Source organism: Streptomyces sp. GL_140 (assembly GCF_057834465.1).
On record NZ_CM174404.1, the window covers coordinates 5175265 to 5191872 of the forward strand.

The 16608-nt window shown below is 72.7% G+C and carries 16 protein-coding genes and 1 riboswitch; of the genes, 12 read left to right on the plus strand and 4 right to left on the minus strand.

Features of this window, described 5'->3' with window-relative positions:
• The first annotated feature begins 53 nt into the window (after positions 1-53).
• The 3 genes from AC3IYJ_RS24110 to AC3IYJ_RS24120 are packed head-to-tail and all read left to right on the plus strand — an operon-like array spanning position 54 to position 3195.
• Positions 54-1778, plus strand: coding sequence for a hypothetical protein (locus tag AC3IYJ_RS24110; protein ID WP_489396828.1), 1725 nt, complete (start codon positions 54-56; stop codon positions 1776-1778).
• Positions 1768-2172 carry a hypothetical protein gene (locus tag AC3IYJ_RS24115; protein WP_489396829.1) on the plus strand — a complete coding sequence of 135 codons (405 nt, stop codon included), beginning with the start codon at positions 1768-1770 and terminating at the stop codon, positions 2170-2172. The genes AC3IYJ_RS24110 and AC3IYJ_RS24115 overlap by 11 nt, the downstream gene beginning before the upstream one ends.
• A gap of 3 nt (positions 2173-2175) precedes the next feature.
• A complete protein-coding gene (locus AC3IYJ_RS24120) occupies positions 2176-3195 on the plus strand; it encodes a hypothetical protein (protein ID WP_489396830.1) in 1020 nt (339 codons plus the stop codon).
• Positions 3196-3209: 14 nt separating this feature from the next.
• On the opposite strand, the gene AC3IYJ_RS24125 is transcribed toward AC3IYJ_RS24120, so the two are convergent.
• The gene (locus tag AC3IYJ_RS24125) at positions 3210-3713 is read right to left on the minus strand and encodes a carboxymuconolactone decarboxylase family protein (RefSeq protein ID WP_489396831.1); all 504 of its coding nucleotides are present in this window, start codon (positions 3711-3713) and stop codon (positions 3210-3212) included.
• A gap of 46 nt (positions 3714-3759) precedes the next feature.
• Between AC3IYJ_RS24125 and pdxR the strand changes: the two genes are divergently transcribed.
• Positions 3760-5151, plus strand: a complete 1392-nt coding sequence (pdxR, locus tag AC3IYJ_RS24130) for a MocR-like pyridoxine biosynthesis transcription factor PdxR (RefSeq protein ID WP_489396832.1) — start codon at positions 3760-3762, stop codon at positions 5149-5151.
• A gap of 37 nt (positions 5152-5188) precedes the next feature.
• Here the strand turns inward: pdxR and AC3IYJ_RS24135 are convergent, their stop codons facing one another.
• Positions 5189-6028 carry a hypothetical protein gene (locus AC3IYJ_RS24135; protein WP_489402902.1) on the minus strand — a complete coding sequence of 280 codons (840 nt, stop codon included), beginning with the start codon at positions 6026-6028 and terminating at the stop codon, positions 5189-5191.
• A 112-nt stretch (positions 6029-6140) separates the two neighbouring features.
• Here AC3IYJ_RS24135 and AC3IYJ_RS24140 point away from each other — a divergent pair, with 112 nt between their 5' ends.
• Both AC3IYJ_RS24140 and AC3IYJ_RS24145 read left to right on the plus strand, forming a co-directional pair.
• Positions 6141-6455 (plus strand): hypothetical protein, encoded by a 315-nt coding sequence (locus tag AC3IYJ_RS24140; protein ID WP_489396833.1) that lies wholly within the window; start codon positions 6141-6143, stop codon positions 6453-6455.
• Between the two features lie 24 nt (positions 6456-6479).
• Positions 6480-7673 (plus strand): glutathionylspermidine synthase family protein, encoded by a 1194-nt coding sequence (locus AC3IYJ_RS24145; protein ID WP_489396834.1) that lies wholly within the window; start codon positions 6480-6482, stop codon positions 7671-7673.
• 43 nt (positions 7674-7716) lie between these two features.
• Here AC3IYJ_RS24145 and rocD read toward each other — a convergent pair whose 3' ends face one another.
• On the minus strand, positions 7717-8925 hold the full coding sequence (gene rocD / locus AC3IYJ_RS24150; protein WP_489396835.1) for an ornithine--oxo-acid transaminase: 1209 nt from the start codon (positions 8923-8925) through the stop codon (positions 7717-7719).
• A 109-nt stretch (positions 8926-9034) separates the two neighbouring features.
• Positions 9035-9125, plus strand: a riboswitch (ZMP/ZTP riboswitch).
• Between the two features lie 35 nt (positions 9126-9160).
• On the opposite strand from rocD, the gene glyA reads away from it, so the two are divergent.
• The 4 genes from glyA to AC3IYJ_RS24170 all read left to right on the plus strand — a co-directional run bounded on the left by glyA (position 9161) and on the right by AC3IYJ_RS24170 (position 13502).
• Positions 9161-10429, plus strand: a complete 1269-nt coding sequence (glyA, locus tag AC3IYJ_RS24155; RefSeq protein ID WP_489396836.1) for a serine hydroxymethyltransferase — start codon at positions 9161-9163, stop codon at positions 10427-10429.
• 233 nt (positions 10430-10662) lie between these two features.
• Positions 10663-11676 carry a tryptophan--tRNA ligase gene (trpS, locus tag AC3IYJ_RS24160; RefSeq protein WP_489396837.1) on the plus strand — a complete coding sequence of 338 codons (1014 nt, stop codon included), beginning with the start codon at positions 10663-10665 and terminating at the stop codon, positions 11674-11676.
• A 130-nt stretch (positions 11677-11806) separates the two neighbouring features.
• Positions 11807-12415, plus strand: a complete 609-nt coding sequence (locus tag AC3IYJ_RS24165) for a 2'-5' RNA ligase family protein (protein WP_489396838.1) — start codon at positions 11807-11809, stop codon at positions 12413-12415.
• Between the two features lie 145 nt (positions 12416-12560).
• Positions 12561-13502: a YihY/virulence factor BrkB family protein gene (locus AC3IYJ_RS24170; RefSeq protein ID WP_489396839.1), complete on the plus strand. Its 942-nt coding sequence runs from the start codon at positions 12561-12563 to the stop codon at positions 13500-13502.
• Between the two features lie 42 nt (positions 13503-13544).
• Here AC3IYJ_RS24170 and AC3IYJ_RS24175 read toward each other — a convergent pair whose 3' ends face one another.
• Entirely contained in the window at positions 13545-14804 is a 1260-nt protein-coding gene (locus AC3IYJ_RS24175) for a D-alanyl-D-alanine carboxypeptidase family protein (RefSeq protein ID WP_489396840.1), read from the minus strand.
• Between the two features lie 121 nt (positions 14805-14925).
• Between AC3IYJ_RS24175 and AC3IYJ_RS24180 the strand changes: the two genes are divergently transcribed.
• Entirely contained in the window at positions 14926-15186 is a 261-nt protein-coding gene (locus AC3IYJ_RS24180) for an SCO4848 family membrane protein (protein ID WP_489396841.1), read from the plus strand.
• A complete protein-coding gene (locus tag AC3IYJ_RS24185; RefSeq protein WP_489396842.1) occupies positions 15183-16535 on the plus strand; it encodes a metallophosphoesterase in 1353 nt (450 codons plus the stop codon). The genes AC3IYJ_RS24180 and AC3IYJ_RS24185 overlap by 4 nt, the downstream gene beginning before the upstream one ends.
• Positions 16536-16608 lie beyond the last annotated feature (73 nt).

A 16608-nucleotide genomic window follows, 5' to 3' on the forward strand; every position in this document is an offset into this window, starting at 1 on the left:
CTTTGGCGTGAATCTTTCTGTCGCGGGGTGTAGGGAATACCTAAGGTCGATCGGTGACCGAGATCCCGAACCCCCGCCGGCCCGACGACGGCGCCTGGGGCGATCCGCCCGCCGGTCGCCCCCCGGTCCACCCCTCCCTCAGCGAAGCGGGCCGTTTCCTGTGCGCGGGAACGTACCTGGACGCCGCTTACCGCGACCGGGTCATCGACGAGCTGTACGTCCACGAGGAGCGGGTCGTCGCCCCTTCCTACGGCTACGACGCCTCCAGGGTCCTCGCCCACGCGCTCCGCGCCCGCCGCACCGAACTCGGCTGGGCCGCCGGGGTCCTCGGAGCCTGGTTCGTCGGCTCGCTGCTCACAGGCGGCGCCCTCGGCGTGCTGGTCCTTCCCTTCCTGATGCTGAGCCTGGCCGACTGGCTGCGCAGCCGTCGGGTCCCGCTGCTGCGCGCCCTCGCCCTGGTCCTGCGCGTCTACGTGTGGTGGATGATCGTCGTCGTCCTGCTCGGCTTCGGCTTCGGCGGCCTCGTGATGCTCAGCTCTTCCGGGGACACGGCCGGGATCCTGGGCCTGCCGCTCACCCCGTGGAGCGCCGCCCCCTCCGGCGCCGTCTCCTTCTGGTGGCTTCCCGTGGTCTTCGCCGCGGTGGTCACCGTCGTGGGACTCCAGCGCGGTCACGTCTTCCGGACCATCGCCACCGACCTGAGCGGGCAGCGCTACGCCGACCACGCGGGCGACCCGGCCGAAGCCGCCCAGGGCGCCCGCTTCCAGCGGATCCGCCAGCGGATCCGGGCCGAGCAGTTCGCGCCGGTGATCATGTACGACGTCAACGACCCGTTCTGCGGGGCGGGTGATCCCTACCGGCCCTGGCAGCTGTCGGTGGAACTGCGCCCGCGCGAGGACCTCGGCCCCGACCGCAAGCCCGAACCGGTCACCAACGCCCACATCCTGGGGAAGATCGTGCCCCTGCTGGAGCGCCTGCGGGTGCCCTCGCCGCACGGGTCCCCCGAGTCGGCCGCCGCAGTCGGGGACCGGATGCGCGAACTGGTCGTGGACGAGTGCGTGTTCCTGCCCGCCGCCGGGCTGCCGCACCGCGACACCGCGCAGGTCGTCCACGGCCAGTACTCCGAACAGCGGGCCGCCGCCATCGAGGAGGGCGGCGAACGGCGTCGGCACTTCCTGCGCGTCCGGGTCGGCGGCTGGGACGAGAACCTCGTCGTCACCGTCTTCGTACGGGTCCACACTCAGGGCGGGATGATGATGCTGGAAGTGGCCCCGCACGTGCTGCTCCCCGTCCACGTCGCCTTCCACAACGCGGACGCCGACGCCCAGCGCCACCGGAACAACAACGCCTTCGGCAAGGCCGTCTGGGCCGTTCGCAACACCCCCGGCTCCATCGCGGCCTCCGTCGCCACCCTGGGCCGGGGCCTGGTCAGCTGGTGGCGGATCGCCACCGCCGGCCACGGCGGCGCCCGGCCCGAGGGGCCGCGGGTGTCGGTGCGCGACCTGGCCTCCCAGGACAACGGCTCGCTGTTCCACCTCATGGACCTCGACCGCTTCCTGAAGACGATCCAGGACCGGGTCGTCGGGGGGATCGTGCTCGCACTGCACGAGGCGGGCTGGCACACCGAGGAGTTCGCGGCGCGGGCGGTCAACGTGGCCGAGGGCGGCACGTTCATCCAGTCGGTGAACGGCAGCACCTTCAGCATCGGCGGCAGCAACAACACCAACACCGTCCGCCACGGCGGAGGCAGGGGCAGGGGGAGCAGCGGTGGCAACTGACGACAGCGGTACGGGGACCGGTACGGGCACGGGTGGGTCCGAGCCGTCCGTCCGGATCGGCGGGATCACCGGCAGCGCCTTCAGCATCGGGGGCAGCAACAACACCAACACCGTCCACCACGGGGACCCGGCGGCCGGGGCCGTCGCGCCGGAGGCGCTCCTGGAGGCGGTACTGGAGCTGCGCGCGGCCCTCGTACGGCTGCCGCGCGGCGCGGACCGGACGGCGCTCGACACCGAACTGGACGGGGTCGCCGAGGGACTGGAGGGGGCGTCGGAGATCCGCCCCGGCCTGGCCACCCGGCTGCGCGGGGCGCTCGAACGCTGGGCCCCGCTGGTGGAGTCGGTCAGCGCGGCCACGGCGCTGGCCGGGCTGCTGACCTCGCTGGGAGGCTGAGCCGTGGCCTCGCAGCCGCAGGGCGCACCCCGCTGGGACCCGCAGACCCAGCGCTGGGTCTCGGACGGCCCGGCCCAGGCGCAGGCCCCGGCCCCCGCCCCGGCTCCGCCCCAGGCACCCGCCCCGGGCCAGGCGTGGGCACCAGGGGCACCAGGGGCACCAGGGGTGCCGGGTGGACCGGGGGCATCGCCCGCCCCGGGCGTCCCGCCCGTCCCGCCCGGGTACGCGCCGGCGTACCCACAGCCCGCGGCCCCGCCGGGGCCTCCGGCCCCGCCGCACCACGGCCCGTACGACCAGTACCCCGGGCCCGTACCGCCGGGGCCCCCGCGCCCCGACGGGCCGCGCGGCCGGTGGCTGACGCCGACGACGGCGGTGGTCGCGGTGGTCGCGCTCGCGATCGGCGCGGCGGCCGTCTGGTTCGTGGAGCGCGACCAGGGGGACGAGCCCGCGCAGGCGGGGCCCACCGCGGCGAGCGCCCCGGCGACCGCCGGCGGATCCGACACGTCCTCGCCCACCGGAACCGGGACCCGCTCCTCGGGGCCGAGCCCGAGCCCCAGCCCCAGTGCCAGCCCCAGCCCGAGCGGCGGCGCGCCGCACGAGACGGTGCGCGACGCGAAGGGCTTCACCGTCGCCGTGCCCGTCGGCTGGACCAGGGAGGAGGCCGCCTCGGGGGTCTTCTACCGCTCGCCCGACCGCGCGGCCCTCGTCCAGATCTTCCAGGTCAGCGAGGCCGACCTGAGCCCGCTCGGAGCCGTCCAGGGCGCCTCCTCGTACCTGCGGGCCCAGACCTCCGGCTACCAGGAGATCCGGGTCGGCCCGGCACCCGGCGCCGCCGAGGCCGGCGAGCTGGTCTACGAGTACGACAGCGCGGAATCGCACGGCAGGCGGCGCGGGATCGAACGGGTCTTCTTCGCGCAGGACGGCAAGAAGTGGGCCGTCCTGACGGCCGGCCCGGCCGCAGACTGGACGCTCACCCAGGACCACCACGCCGCCGCCCTGGCGGCCTTCCGCCCGGGCGGCTGACGCGGACCGGCCGGCTACTTGTCGTACATGCCCGGGGTGTAGTGCCCCGGGGTCATGCGGTAGGTGACGCCGAACCGGTTCCAGACGTTGATCGTCGCGATCACGGCGATCAACTGGGTCAGCTCCTTCTCCTCGAAGTGCTTCGACGCCTTCTCGAACACCTCGTCGGGCACGAAGCCGTCCGTCAGCACGGTCACGGCCTCGGTCAGCTCGATCGCGGCGAGCTCCTTCTCCGTGTAGAAGTGCCGCGACTCCTCCCAGGCGGCGAGCAGCACGATCCGCTCCACGCTCTCGCCCGCCGCGACGGCGTCCTTCGTGTGCATGTCGAGGCAGAAGGCGCAGTGGTTGAGCTGCGAGGCGCGGATCTTGACGAGCTCGACGAGGGCCGGGTCCAGGCCCTTCTTCGCGGCGACCTCCAGAGCCAGGATCGCCTTGTAGATCTCGGGGGAGTTCTTGCCCCAGTTGCCGCGGGGGGCGTGTTCGGCGGCGAGGTCGCTGGTGTGCACGTGAGTGGTCATGCGTCCACCCTACGAAGCAGGCGGCCCGCCGGTATGGTCCATATCCATGACGGAATCCTGGGCCACTTTCGGCGCGGACCTGCACCTGGAGCTGTCCGCGGGGTGCGGTCTGCGGGCCGGGCTGACCGAGGCGCTGCGCGAGGCCGCGCGCAGCGGGCGGCTCGCCCCGGGGACCCGGCTGCCCTCCTCGCGCTCGCTCGCCTCCGACCTGGGGATCGCCCGCAACACCGTCGCCGAGGCGTACGCCGAACTCGTAGCCGAAGGCTGGCTGACGGCCCGGCAGGGCTCCGGGACCCGGGTCGCCGAACGGGCCCGGGAGCGGCGCAGCGCCCCGGCCGCGTCCGTACGGCGCCCCGTGCGCGCGAGGACCTCGTACAGCCTGCTGCCCGGCACCCCGGACCTGGGCGGCTTCCCGCGCGCGGCCTGGCTGTCGGCGGCCCGCCGGGCGCTGACGGACGCCCCCAACGAGGCCTTCGGGTACGGGGACCCGCGCGGCCGGGTGGAACTGCGGGAGGCCCTGGCCGGGTACCTGGCCAGGGCGCGCGGGGTGCACGCCGACCCGGAACGGATCGTGCTGTGCTCCGGGTTCGCGCACGCGGTGATGGTGCTGGCGAAGCTGCTGCGGGCGCGCCGGGTCCGCGAGGTGGCGGTGGAGGGCTACGGGCTCGACCAGCACCGGGACCTGCTGACCGCGGCGGGGCTGCGGACCCGGCCGCTGGAGGTGGACGCGGCGGGCGCGCGCACGCAGTCGCTGTCCCCCGCTTCGGGCGCGGTCCTGCTCACCCCGGCGCACCAGTTCCCGACGGGCGCCGCGCTGACCCCCGTACGCAGGGCGGCGGCGGTGGACTGGGCCCGGTCCACGGGCGGGCTGATCCTGGAGGACGACTACGACGGCGAGTTCCGCTACGACCGCCAGCCGGTGGGCGCGCTGCAGGGCCTGGACCCGGGCCGGGTGGTCTACCTCGGCACGGCGAGCAAGTCCCTGGCGCCGGGGCTGCGCATGGGCTGGATGGTGGTCCCGCCCGCGCTGCTGGACGAGGTGGTCGCGACGAAGGGCCTGACCGACTGGAGCTCCAGCGCGCTGGACCAGCTGACGCTCGCGGAGTTCATCCGGTCCGGGGCCTACGACCGGCACGTGCGGGGGATGCGGCTGCGCTACCGGCGGCGCCGGGACGAGCTGGTGGCGGCGATCGGGGACCGGGCGGCGGTCTCCGGGATCGCGGCGGGACTCCACGCGGTCCTGGACCTGCCGCCGGGCGGGGAACGCGCGGCCCTGCGCGCGGCCGCCTGGCAGGACCTGGCCCTCCAGTCGCTGTCCTACTTCCGCCACCCGGAGGCGGCCCCGGCCCCGCGCGAGGCGCTGGTCGTCGGCTTCGGCACCCCGACGCAGAGCGCCTGGTCCGCGACCCTGGCCGCGCTGGTCGCCGCGCTGCCGTGAGGACGCCCGGACCCCGGCCGGCCACCGGCACCGTGCCTCACACCGAGGCCGGCCCGGACTCCTGCGCCGGGGGCTCCCCGAAGCGGGCCAGCGCGAGCGCCCCGGCCACGGAGACCACGAAGCCGGCGACCGCCAGCCAGGTCAGGCCCTCGCGGGTGCGGTCGCCCAGCCAGGCCACGCCCACCGCCGCCGGGCCGAGGGTCTCGCCCAGCACCATTCCGGCCGTCGCCACCGTCACGGAGCCCCGCTGCAGGGCCGAGGTGAGCAGCAGGAAGGCCGAACCCCCGCCCAGCAGCAGCGCGTACAGAGCCGGGTTCGACAGGGCCGACAGCGAGATGTCGTCGATGAGCCGTACCGCCACCTCCACCACCCCGAAGCCCGTCCCGGCCGCCAGACCCAGCGTCAGCGCCCGGCTGCGGTCCGGCAGACCGCCCGCCACGGCTCCGACCACGAGCACCAGCCCCGCCACCGCCAGCAGCCCCAGCTTCAGCGCGAGCGAGCCGGTCCCGGAGCCCTCCTCCCCCGAGGACAGTCCGAGCATCACCAGGCCCCCGCACACCACCGCCACCGCGGCCCATTCCGTCCCGCTCAGCCGGACCCGCAGCAGCCGCGCCGCGACCACCGCCGTCACGGCGAGGCTGGCGGCGAGGGCGGCGCCCACCGCGTAGATGGGGAGGTGGCGCAGGGCGATGATCTGGAGGACGAAGCCGAGCCCGTCCAGGCCGAGTCCGGCGAGGTAGCGCCACTGGCGCAGCGCCCGCAGGAGCAGGGCGGTGTCGACCCCCGAGCCCGTCCCCGGCTCCGCGGCCCGCGCCGCCACCGCCTGAAGGACCGATGCCGTGCCGAAGCAGACCGCCGCACCGAGCGCGCAAACCATCCCAATGAGCACGAACCGACTCTAGGTCACCGATCCCGGGACGGCCGGATTCCATCGGCCGGGGGACCAGCTCTACTCTGTCGGCAGCACGCCACTAGGGGGAGCAGCAGACATGGACACCAGCAGAGGCACCAAGCAGCGCCGCATGCGTTCCGGCGCCGTCGTCCTCGGAGGCATGGGCCTGCTCGCGGCCACCCTCGTGGCCTGCGGCAACAGCAACGAACCGGACAGGCGCTGCGTCGACCGGACCACGCTGGACAAGCTGGACGACAAGTACTGCAAGAGCGGCGGCACCAACAGCCGGGGCACGTACTACTACGGCGGCTCCGTTCGCAGCGGCAAGGCCTCCGGCGGCAGCTTCGACAAGTCGGCGGTGACCCGCGGCGGCATCGGCGGGCACAAGAGTTCCGGCTCCAGCGGCGGCTGACCGAGACCCGAGGAACGCACACCGATGAAGCGCCACACGATCGAACCCCGCCCCGACTGGCAGAAGACCGTCGAGGAACAGGGGCTGATCTACCCCCTCACCCGCTACCCCGACGACTCCCTGCGCCCCTACTGGGACGAGAGCGCGTACTACTCCTTCTCGCTGCCCGAGGTGGAGGCGCTGGAGAACGTGGTCGAGGAGCTGCACGCCATGTGCCTGGCGGCGGCGGAGCACATCGTCGAGCACGACCGCTTCGCGGACCTCGGCATCACCGACCCCAAGCTGGCCGGGCTCGTCGCCGAGTCCTGGCGGCGGCGCGCCGAACAGCCCTCCCTCTACGGCCGCTTCGACCTGCGGTACGACGGCGCCGAGGGCAGCCCCGCCAAGATGCTGGAGTACAACGCCGACACCCCGACCTCCCTGGTGGAGGCGGCAAGCCCGCAGTGGTTCTGGATGGAGGAGCGCTTCCCCGGCGCCGACCAGTGGAACTCCCTGCACGAGCGGCTGGTCGACGCCTGGCGCCGGCAGGCGGAGCTGCTGCCCTACGGCCCGGTGCACTTCGCGCACTCCGAGACCGACGAGCTCGGCGAGGACCTGATGACGGTCGCCTACCTCCGGGAGACCGCCGAGCAGGCCGGCATCGACGCGCGGGCGCTGTCCGTCGAGCGGATCGGCTGGGACGCCCTGACCGGCCGTTTCGTGGACGAGAAGCTGGGCTTCATCCGCGCCTGCTTCAAGCTCTACCCGTGGGAGTGGCTGGTCACCGACGAGTTCGCCCCGCAGGTGCTGGGCACCTACGACCACGGCGGCGGCTCGGGCACCACCGCCTGGATCGAGCCGCTGTGGAAGATGCTGCTCTCCAACAAGGCGCTGCTGGCCGTCCTGTGGGAGCTCTTCCCGGAGCACCCGAACCTGCTGCCCGCCTACCTGGACGGTCCGCGCGAGCTGGCGGAGACCGGCGGCTACGTGGCGAAGCCGCTGCTGGGGCGCGAGGGCGCGGGGGTCACCCTGCATCCGGTGGGCGGGGAGCCGTTCGTGCCGGATCCGGACGAGACGTACGTCTTCCAGGCCCTCGCCCCGCTGCCCGACTTCGACGGCAACCGGGTGGTGCTCGGCGCATGGGTCGTCGAGGACGAGGCGGCGGGGCTCGGCATCCGCGAATCGGCGGGGCCGGTCACGGACGAGTACGCCCGCTTCCTGCCCCACGTCATCCTCTAGCCGGCAAGGCACCCTCCGACCGGTTCGGACCGGCTGCGACCGGCTACTCGGTCGCGAGGATCGACCTGAGCTGCGCCAGGCCCCAGTCCAGGTCTTCCTTGCTGATCACAAGCGGCGGCGCGATCCGGATCGTCGAACCGTGGGTGTCCTTGACCAGGACGCCGAGGTCCATCAGCTTCTCGGAGATCTCCCGGCCGGTCCCGCGCGACGGGTCGATGTCGATGCCCGCCCACAGCCCGCGGCCCCGTACGGCGGTCACCGCCCCGCCGCCGACGAGCAGGTTCAGCTCCCGGTGCAGGTGGTTGCCGAGCTCGGTGGCGCGCTGCTGGTACTCGCCGGTGCGCAGCATCGCGATGACCTCCAGGGCCACGGCGCAGGCCAGGGGGTTCCCGCCGAAGGTGGAGCCGTGCTCGCCCGGCTTGAACACGCCGAGGACGTCGCGGTCGGCGACCACCGCCGACACGGGCACGACGCCGCCGCCCAGCGCCTTGCCGAGGATGTACACGTCCGGGACCACCCCCTCGTGCTCGCACGCGAAGGTCCTGCCGGTCCGGCCCAGCCCCGACTGGATCTCGTCCGCCATGAAGAGGACGTTCCGCTCGCGCGTCAGTTCCCGTACGCCCTGCAGGTATCCGGCGGGCGGTACGAGGACGCCCGCCTCGCCCTGGATCGGCTCCAGGAGCACGGCGACCGTGTTGGAGGTGACGGCGTGGCCCAGCGCGGTGAGGTCCCCGTACGGGACGATCTCGAAGCCCGGGGTGTACGGGCCGAAGTGGTCGCGGGCGTCGTGGTCGGTCGAGAACGACACGATGGTGGTCGTGCGGCCGTGGAAGTTGTCGGACGCGACCACGATCTTGGCGTGGCCGTCCGGGACGCCCTTGACCTCGTAGCCCCACTTCCGGGCGGTCTTCACGGCCGTCTCCACGGCCTCCGCGCCCGTGTTCATGGGCAGCACGGCCTCCTTGCCGCACAGCGCGGCCAGCTCGGTACAGAAGTCCGCGAAGCGGTCGTGGTGGAAGGCGCGGGAGGTGAGCGTGACCCGCTCCAGCTGGGCGCGGGCGGCATCGAGCAGACGGCGGTTGCCGTGGCCGAAGTTGAGCGCGGAGTAGCCCGCGAGCATGTCGAGGTAACGGCGGCCCTCCACGTCGGTCATCCACGCGCCTTCGGCGGTCGCGACGACGACGGGCAGGGGATGGTAGTTGTGCGCGCTGTGCGCGTCGGCGGAACGGATGGCATCAGCAGTTGTCGACACGGGGTCTCCGATCGTCCGTCAGGCCTGTGACGAGGGTGGCGTCACTCTGCATCCTCGCTCGTATCGCGGACGGAGAAACCTTTCTTGTGGCGTGGCCGCTAAGGTGGTCGGTACGCACGGCGACTGGCGTACGGAGAACCAACTCCGGGGGAGTCGTGCGCGCACGACCGCATACAGGGCCGCTCGCCTGGGCCTCGCGGGGACGAGACCTGACATCGACCCCGGAGGAGCCGCCATGAGCGCGAGCCACCACCCCGCCCTGTTCAGCACCGACCCCGAGCTGGCGTCCTTCGTCGCCGCCGAGGAAACCCTGCAGGCGGAGACCCTGCGCCTGATCCCCAGCGAGAACTACGTGTCCGCGGCCGTCCTGGAGGCCTCCGGCACGGTGCTGCAGAACAAGTACAGCGAGGGCTACCCGGGCCGCCGCTACTACGAGGGCCAGCAGAACATCGACCGCATCGAGGCCCTGGCCGTCGAGCGGGCGAAGGGCCTCTTCGGGGTGGACCACGCGAACGTGCAGCCGTACTCCGGCTCCCCGGCCAACCTCGCCGTGTACCTGGCCTTCGCCCAGCCCGGCGACACGGTGATGGGCATGGCCCTGCCGATGGGCGGGCACCTGACCCACGGCTGGGGCGTCTCGGCGACCGGCTCCTGGTTCCGGGGCGTGCAGTACGGGGTCCAGGCGGACACCGGTCTCATCGACTACGACGCCGTACGGGAACTCGCGCTGGCCGAGCGCCCCAAGCTGATCTTCTGCGGCGGCACCGCCCTCCCGCGCACGATCGACTTCGAGGCGTTCGCGTCGATCGCCAAGGAGGCCGGCTCGATCCTGGTCGCCGACGTGGCGCACATCGCGGGCCTGATCGCGGGCGGCGCGCACCCGTCCCCGGCCGGGCACGTGGACGTCATCTCCACCACCACCCACAAGACCCTGCGCGGCCCGCGCGGCGCGATGCTGATGTGCCGCGAAGAGCACGCGAAGGCCATCGACAAGGCGGTCTTCCCGGGCCTCCAGGGCGGTCCGCACAACCAGACCACGGCCGGCATCGCGGTGGCCCTCCACGAGGCGGCGCAGCCCGCCTTCGTCTCGTACGCCCACGCGGTCGTCGCCAATGCCAAGGCGCTGGCCGCGGCGCTCCTGGAGCAGGGCTTTGACCTGGTCTCGGGCGGCACGGACAACCACCTGATCCTGATGGACCTGACCTCGCGCGGGGTCCCGGGCAAGATCGCGGCGAAGGCGCTGGACCGGGCGGGGATCGTCGTGAACTACAACACGGTGCCCTTCGACCCGCGCAAGCCGTTCGACCCGTCGGGCATCCGGATCGGTACGCCGTCGCTGACCTCGCGGGGTCTGTCGACCGAGCACATGCCGGTGGTCGCCGACTGGATCTCGCGGGCGGTGTCGGCTGCCGCCGCGGGTGACGAGCCGGCGCTGGCCGTGATCCGGGCCGAGGTCTGCGACCTCATGGCCGCCTTCCCGGCCCCGGGGCTCCCGCTGGCGTAAGCCTGCGGCCCGGCTTCCCGGGGCTCCGCCCCGGACCCCGCGCCTCAAACGCCGGCGGGGCTGTCATTGCCCTCCGGGCAATCCAGCCCCGCCGGGCAGGCGACATCAGCCAAATCCGGCCTGGCCGGCGTTTGAGGCGCGGGTGTGGGCGGAGCCCACGGAGCTCCGCGAAGCCTCCGGGTTCCGGCCACAGGCGGGCCCGAGCCCGTCACCGCACCTGAGAGAATGAAGCCATGGCTTCTGATCGTCCCCGCGCGCTCTCCGGCATCCAGCCCACCTCCGGTTCGTTCCACCTCGGGAACTACCTCGGAGCGATCCGCCAGTACGTCGCCCTCCAGGAGACGCACGACGCGTTCTACATGGTCGTCGACCTGCACGCGATCACCATGCCGCAGGATCCCGCGGACCTGCGCGCGAACACCCGGCTCTCCGCCGCGCAGCTGCTCGCCGCCGGCCTGGACCCCGAGCGCTGCACGCTCTTCATCCAGAGCCACGTGCCCGAGCACGCCCAGCTGGGCTGGGTCATGAACTGCATCACCGGCTTCGGCGAGGCCAGCCGGATGACGCAGTTCAAGGACAAGTCCGCCAAGGGCGGCGCCAACAACGCCACCGTCGGGCTGTTCACGTACCCGATCCTCCAGGTCGCCGACATCCTGCTCTACCAGGCGAACGCCGTCCCGGTCGGCGAGGACCAGCGCCAGCACATCGAGCTGACCCGCGACCTGGCCGAGCGCTTCAACCAGCGCTTCGGCAAGACCTTCACGCTGCCCGCGCCGCACATCGTCAAGGAGGTCGCGAAGATCTACGACCTCCAGGACCCGACGATCAAGATGTCGAAGTCGGCCTCGTCCCCCAAGGGCCTGATCAACCTCCTCGACGAGCCCAAGGCCACCGAGAAGAAGATCAAGAGCGCTGTGACCGACACCGAGGCCGTGGTCCGGTTCGACCCGGCCCTGAAGCCCGGCGTCAGCAATCTGCTCACCATCTTCTCCACTCTCACGGGTGAGTCGATCGCGGCGCTGGAGACCGCGTACGAGGGCAAGGGTTACGGAGCGCTCAAGACCGATCTCGCCGGAGTGATGGTCGATTTCGTCACACCGTTCAAGCAGCGCACCCAGGAGTACCTGGACGACCCGGAGACCTTGGACAACCTGCTGGCCAAGGGCGCGGAGAAGGCTCGCGCGGTCGCTTCGGAGACCCTGGCGCAGGCGTACGACCGCCTCGGATTCCTGCCCGCGAAGCACTGAGACGCACGGAAGAGGAAAGAGGGCCCTGGCGATCCGGGGGGTGCTGCCGCCACACTGGTGCGGCAGCACCCGCGCGGCTCACAGGCCGCGCACGGACGACGCACAGGAACGACAGGCGGAGGAGAGATTCGTGGGGACCGTAACGCTCGGCGTTTCGATCGCGGTCCCGGAGCCGTACGGCAGCAGCCTCCAGGAGCTGCGCGCGGGCTTCGGGGACGCCGCCGCGTACGGCATTCCCACGCACGTCACCCTCGTACCGCCGACGGAGGTGGCCGCGGACCGGCTGCCGGAGATCCGCGCCCACCTGGCCGAGGTCGCGGCCGCCTGCCGGCCCTTCCCGATGCGTCTGGCCGGCACGGGAACCTTCCGGCCCCTCTCGCCGGTCGTCTTCGTCCAGGTCGTCGAGGGCGGTACGGGCTGCACCCGGCTCCAGGGCCGGGTCCGCGACCCGCAGGGGCCGCTCAGCCGGGATCTGGCGTTCCCGTACCACCCGCACGTCACGGTCGCCCACGGGATCTCCGAGGAGGCGATGGACCTGGCGTTCAGCACTCTCGCGGACTATTCCGCGCAGTGGACCTGCGGTGGATTCGCCCTCTACGAGCAGGGTTCGGACGGGGTCTGGCGCAAACTGCGGGAGTACCCGTTCGGAGGCGGCGCGCCGGGCGTTCCGGCACAGCTGGGCTCATCGACCGACAGTCCCGCGGCCGCCGCGGGCGAGGCGACCGTACGCCGTTCCTGACGCAGGAACCGGAACCGGAAGCTGATCCTTCGCAGGACCAGGGCGTGGAACGGCCGAGCCGTCGGGCGAAAAGTCACAATCGACGACCGTAGTGCCCAAATGCGGCAATCCGGGCTATTTCCGATAGCTCATTTACCGTGACCCTATGGAATGGCTGAAGAAACTTCCGGTTATTGGGCCCTTGATGTCCGCGTTGATGCGGACCCACCTGTGGCGTTCGTACCAGCGGCTCGTCCGGGTGCACTGGAGCCGGCTCGCCGCCGCGATCACTTTTATCAGTTTCGTCGCACTCTTTCCCCTGATCACCGTGGCCGCCGCGATCGGCGCGGCGCTGCTCACCCAGGAGCAGCTCGACCGGCTCCAGAAGAACGTCGCCGAGCAGGTGCCCGGCATCTCCGACCAGCTCGACATCAACGGCCTCGTCGCGAACGCGGGCACGGTCGGGCTGGTGGCCGGTGGAATCCTGCTCTTCACCGGCATCGGCTGGGTCGGCTCCATGCGCGACTGCCTGCGCGCCGTATGGGAAAAAGACGACGAGGACGAGGGCAATCCCGTCGTCCGCAAGGGCAAGGACACGCTGGTCCTCATCGGCCTCGGCGGGGCGGTCCTGGCCTCGGCCGCCGCCTCGATCGTCGGCTCCAGCCTGGTCGGCAGGGCCGGCAACTCGGTCGGCCTGCCGCGCGACGGCGCCGGCGGCGGCCTGCTGCGCACCGCGGCCTTCCTCGTCGGCGTCCTGGCCGCCTTCCTGCTGCTGCTCTACGTCCTGACCCTGCTGCCGGGCGTCGAACCCCCGCGCGGCCGTCTGATCCAAGCGGCCCTCATCGGCGCGGCCGGCTTCGAGCTGCTGAAACTGCTGCTCAGCGGCTACATGCGGGAGATCGCCACGAAGAGCATGTACGGGGCCTTCGGCGTGCCGATCGCCCTGTTGATCTGGATCAACCTGACGGCGAAGCTGCTGCTGTTCTGCGCGGCCTGGACGGCGAGCCGCGACGACGCGGACGGGGACGGGGACGGCGTGGAGGACCTGGCCCCTGCCCCGGCCTCCGCCCCGGAGCCGCAGACCGCCCCGGGGCCGGCGTCCGGCTGATCGCCGCGCGGTCCCGCCCGGTCCTTCCCCGCCCGGCCCTTCCTACGAGGCTTCGTCGCCCCGGGCCCGGCGCCCGCGCCGCGGGAGGCGCCGGTTGATCACGTAGGCGCCGCCGCCCACCACGGCCAGTACCCCGCCCGCGATGCCGAGGGCGGTGCCGACTCCGCCGCCGGAGCCGCCGCCGGTCGCCGAGGGGTTGTTCTCGTGGGACTGGGCGGGGGACCCGTGGGAGGAGGTGTCCGCGCTCTTCGGCGGCACCAGCTCACCCACCGGCTTGACCTTCCCGACCGCCGCGAAACCCCAGTCCAGCAGGTCGGCGGTCTCCTCGTAGACGGAATTGGCGCCACCGGTACCCGGGTTCATCACCGTGACCAGCAGCTTCTTGTCACCGCGCTGGGCGGCGCCGGTGAAGGTGGAGCCGGCCATGGTGGTGTTGCCGTTCTTCACCCCGGCGATGCCCTTGTAGGGGGAGAGGCCGCCCGCGCCGGTCATCAGCCGGTTGGTGTTCTGGATCTCGAAGGTCTCGCGCGGCTTACCGGCCTCCTGCTTGCCGGGGAACTTCGCGCTCGCCGTGCCGCAGTACTCCCGGAAGTCCGCCTTCTGCAGGCCGGAGCGGGCGATGAGGGTGAGGTCGTAGGCGCTGGAGACCTGGCCCGGCGCGTCGTAGCCGTCCGGGGACACCACGTGGGTGTCCAGGGCCTGGAGCTCCTCGGCGTGCGCCTGCATGTCCTTGACGGTCTTGTCCACGCCGCCGTTCATGGCCGAAAGTACATGCACGGCGTCGTTCCCGGAGCGCAGGAACACCCCGAGCCACAGGTCGTGGACGGTGTATTCGGCGTCCTCCTTGACGCCGACCAGGCTGGAGCCGGCGCCCACCCCCGACAGCTCCTGCTCGGTGACCTTGTGGACCGTCTCCTTGGGCAGGGTCGGCAGGACGGTGTCCGCGAAGAGCATCTTCATGGTGGAGGCCGGGGGAAGCCGCCAGTGCGCGTTGTGCGCCGCCAGCACCTCACCGGTCTCGGCGTCGGCCACGATCCAGGAGCGGCCCGTCAAGTTCGCCGGCAGGGCGGGCGCGCCGGGCAGCAGGTTGACCTGGGTACCGGGCTGCCCGAGCGAGGCCCCGCCGACCGTCGACATCGAGGCGGGCGGCCCCGGCGCCTTGGCCGGCTGGCCCTTCCCGTCGGCGGGCGGCGTCGGCGTGGGCGTCGGCGCGGCGTGCGCGGGCGACACGAACAGAGCCGGGAGCAGCAGCGCGGGAAGTGCGGCGGAAAGGACCGTCAGCGCGGTCTTCTTGGCAGACACGCAGGTGAAAGTACATCCCGATGCTGTGACCACGGGCACGGACCGGCCAACCCGCCGCAACCACCGCCGGGACAGCCCACCCCGGCGCGTCCGTCCTGGGGGCGAAACCGATACTGAGCTCATGAAACTCAGCCGCGCCGCTTCCTGGTTCCTGCTCGCCTTCGGAGTGTGGAGCTGGTTCATCTGGGTGTCTTTCGTCCGGAACCTGTGGAAGGACGGCAGCGGTCTGGCGTTCGACGAGGCAGGGAGCCCGACCGCGTACTTCTGGGTCCACCTTCTCCTGGCGGTGGCGTCCTTTCTCCTGGGGACGGCCGTCGGAGTGATCGGGTTGCGCGGGGTGCGGGCGCTGCGGCGTGAATCACGTAGGGGGCCGGACGCGTGACGGTCCTCCTGTTCGCGGCCGTGGCCCTGGCCGTACTGGCCCTCCTGGCCCTGGTGCACCGCTGGCTGTGGATCCGGCTGGTCCGCGACACCAGCACCCCGGGCAGCCGCGTCCGCCGCGCCGGCACGGCCCTGGCCTTCGCCCTGCCGGTCCTCGCGGTGGCCGCCCTGGTCGCGGGCCGGGCCGGCGCCCCCTTCTGGCTCCAGCGCACGGTCGCCTGGCCGGGCTTCCTCTGGCTGGCGGTCCTGCTGTACCTGTCGATGGCGATGCTGGTCGCCGAGCCGGTCCGCGCGGTGTGGCTCCGCCGGTCGAAGGCGGCCGCCGCCCCGGCCGGGCCCGCCGAGCCCGCGCGGGGCAGCGCCGAAGGCACGGACCGCCCTTCGGGGTCCGGTACGGAGCCGCACGATCCGGCGCGGCCGGAAGGGGCGGGGAGGGCATCGGCGACGCAGGCCGTCCTCGCGGCCCCCGCCGAGCCTGAGGCCCCCGCCGAACCCGCGGCCCCCGCCGGGGTGCCCGCCCGGAAGGACCTCAGCCGCCGCCGCTTCGCGCGGACCGTGGCCGGGGCGGCCGGCGCGGCGGCGGTCGGCACCGTCGGATACGGCACGTACGGGGTCCTGCGCGGCCCCCGGGTCAAGCGGGTCCAGGTGCCCCTGGCGAAGCTGCCCCGCGCCGCGCACGGATTCCGGATCGCGGTCGTCAGCGACATCCACCTCGGCCCGATCCTCGGCCGCGCCCACACCACGCGCATCGTCGAGACCATCAACCGGACCCAGCCCGACCTCATCGCCGTGGTCGGCGACCTCGTCGACGGCACCGTCCACGACCTCGGGCGGGCCGCCGAGCCGCTCAGGCACCTGCGCGCGCGGCACGGCTCGTACTTCGTCACCGGGAACCACGAGTACTTCTCCGGCGCCGCCCCGTGGGTGGAGCGCGTCCGCGAGCTGGGTCTGACGCCCCTGGAGAACGCCCGCCGCCCGCTGCCGTACTTCGACCTGGCCGGGGTCAACGACGTCGCGGGGGAGAGCGAGGGCCACGGCCCCGATTTCGAGGCGGCCCTCGGGGACCGCGACCGCGCCCGTACCGCCGTGCTCCTCGCCCACCAGCCCGTCGTGATCGACCAGGCCGTCCGGCACGGGGTCGACCTCCAGTTGTCCGGGCACACCCACGGCGGCCAGCTCTGGCCCGGCAACTACATTGCCGAGCTCGCCAATCCCACCGTCGCCGGGCTGGAGCGCTACGGCGACACCCAGCTGTACGTCTCGCGCGGCGCCGGTGCCTGGGGGCCGCCGGTCCGGGTGGGGGCTCCGTCGGACATCACAGTCGTCGAACTCGCCTCATATCAGGCGTGAACCGTCCCAATCGGCAGCGACCCGCCGTGAATCGGCCTTCCCGAGGCCGAAATTCCATGATTGGCTGACCGAT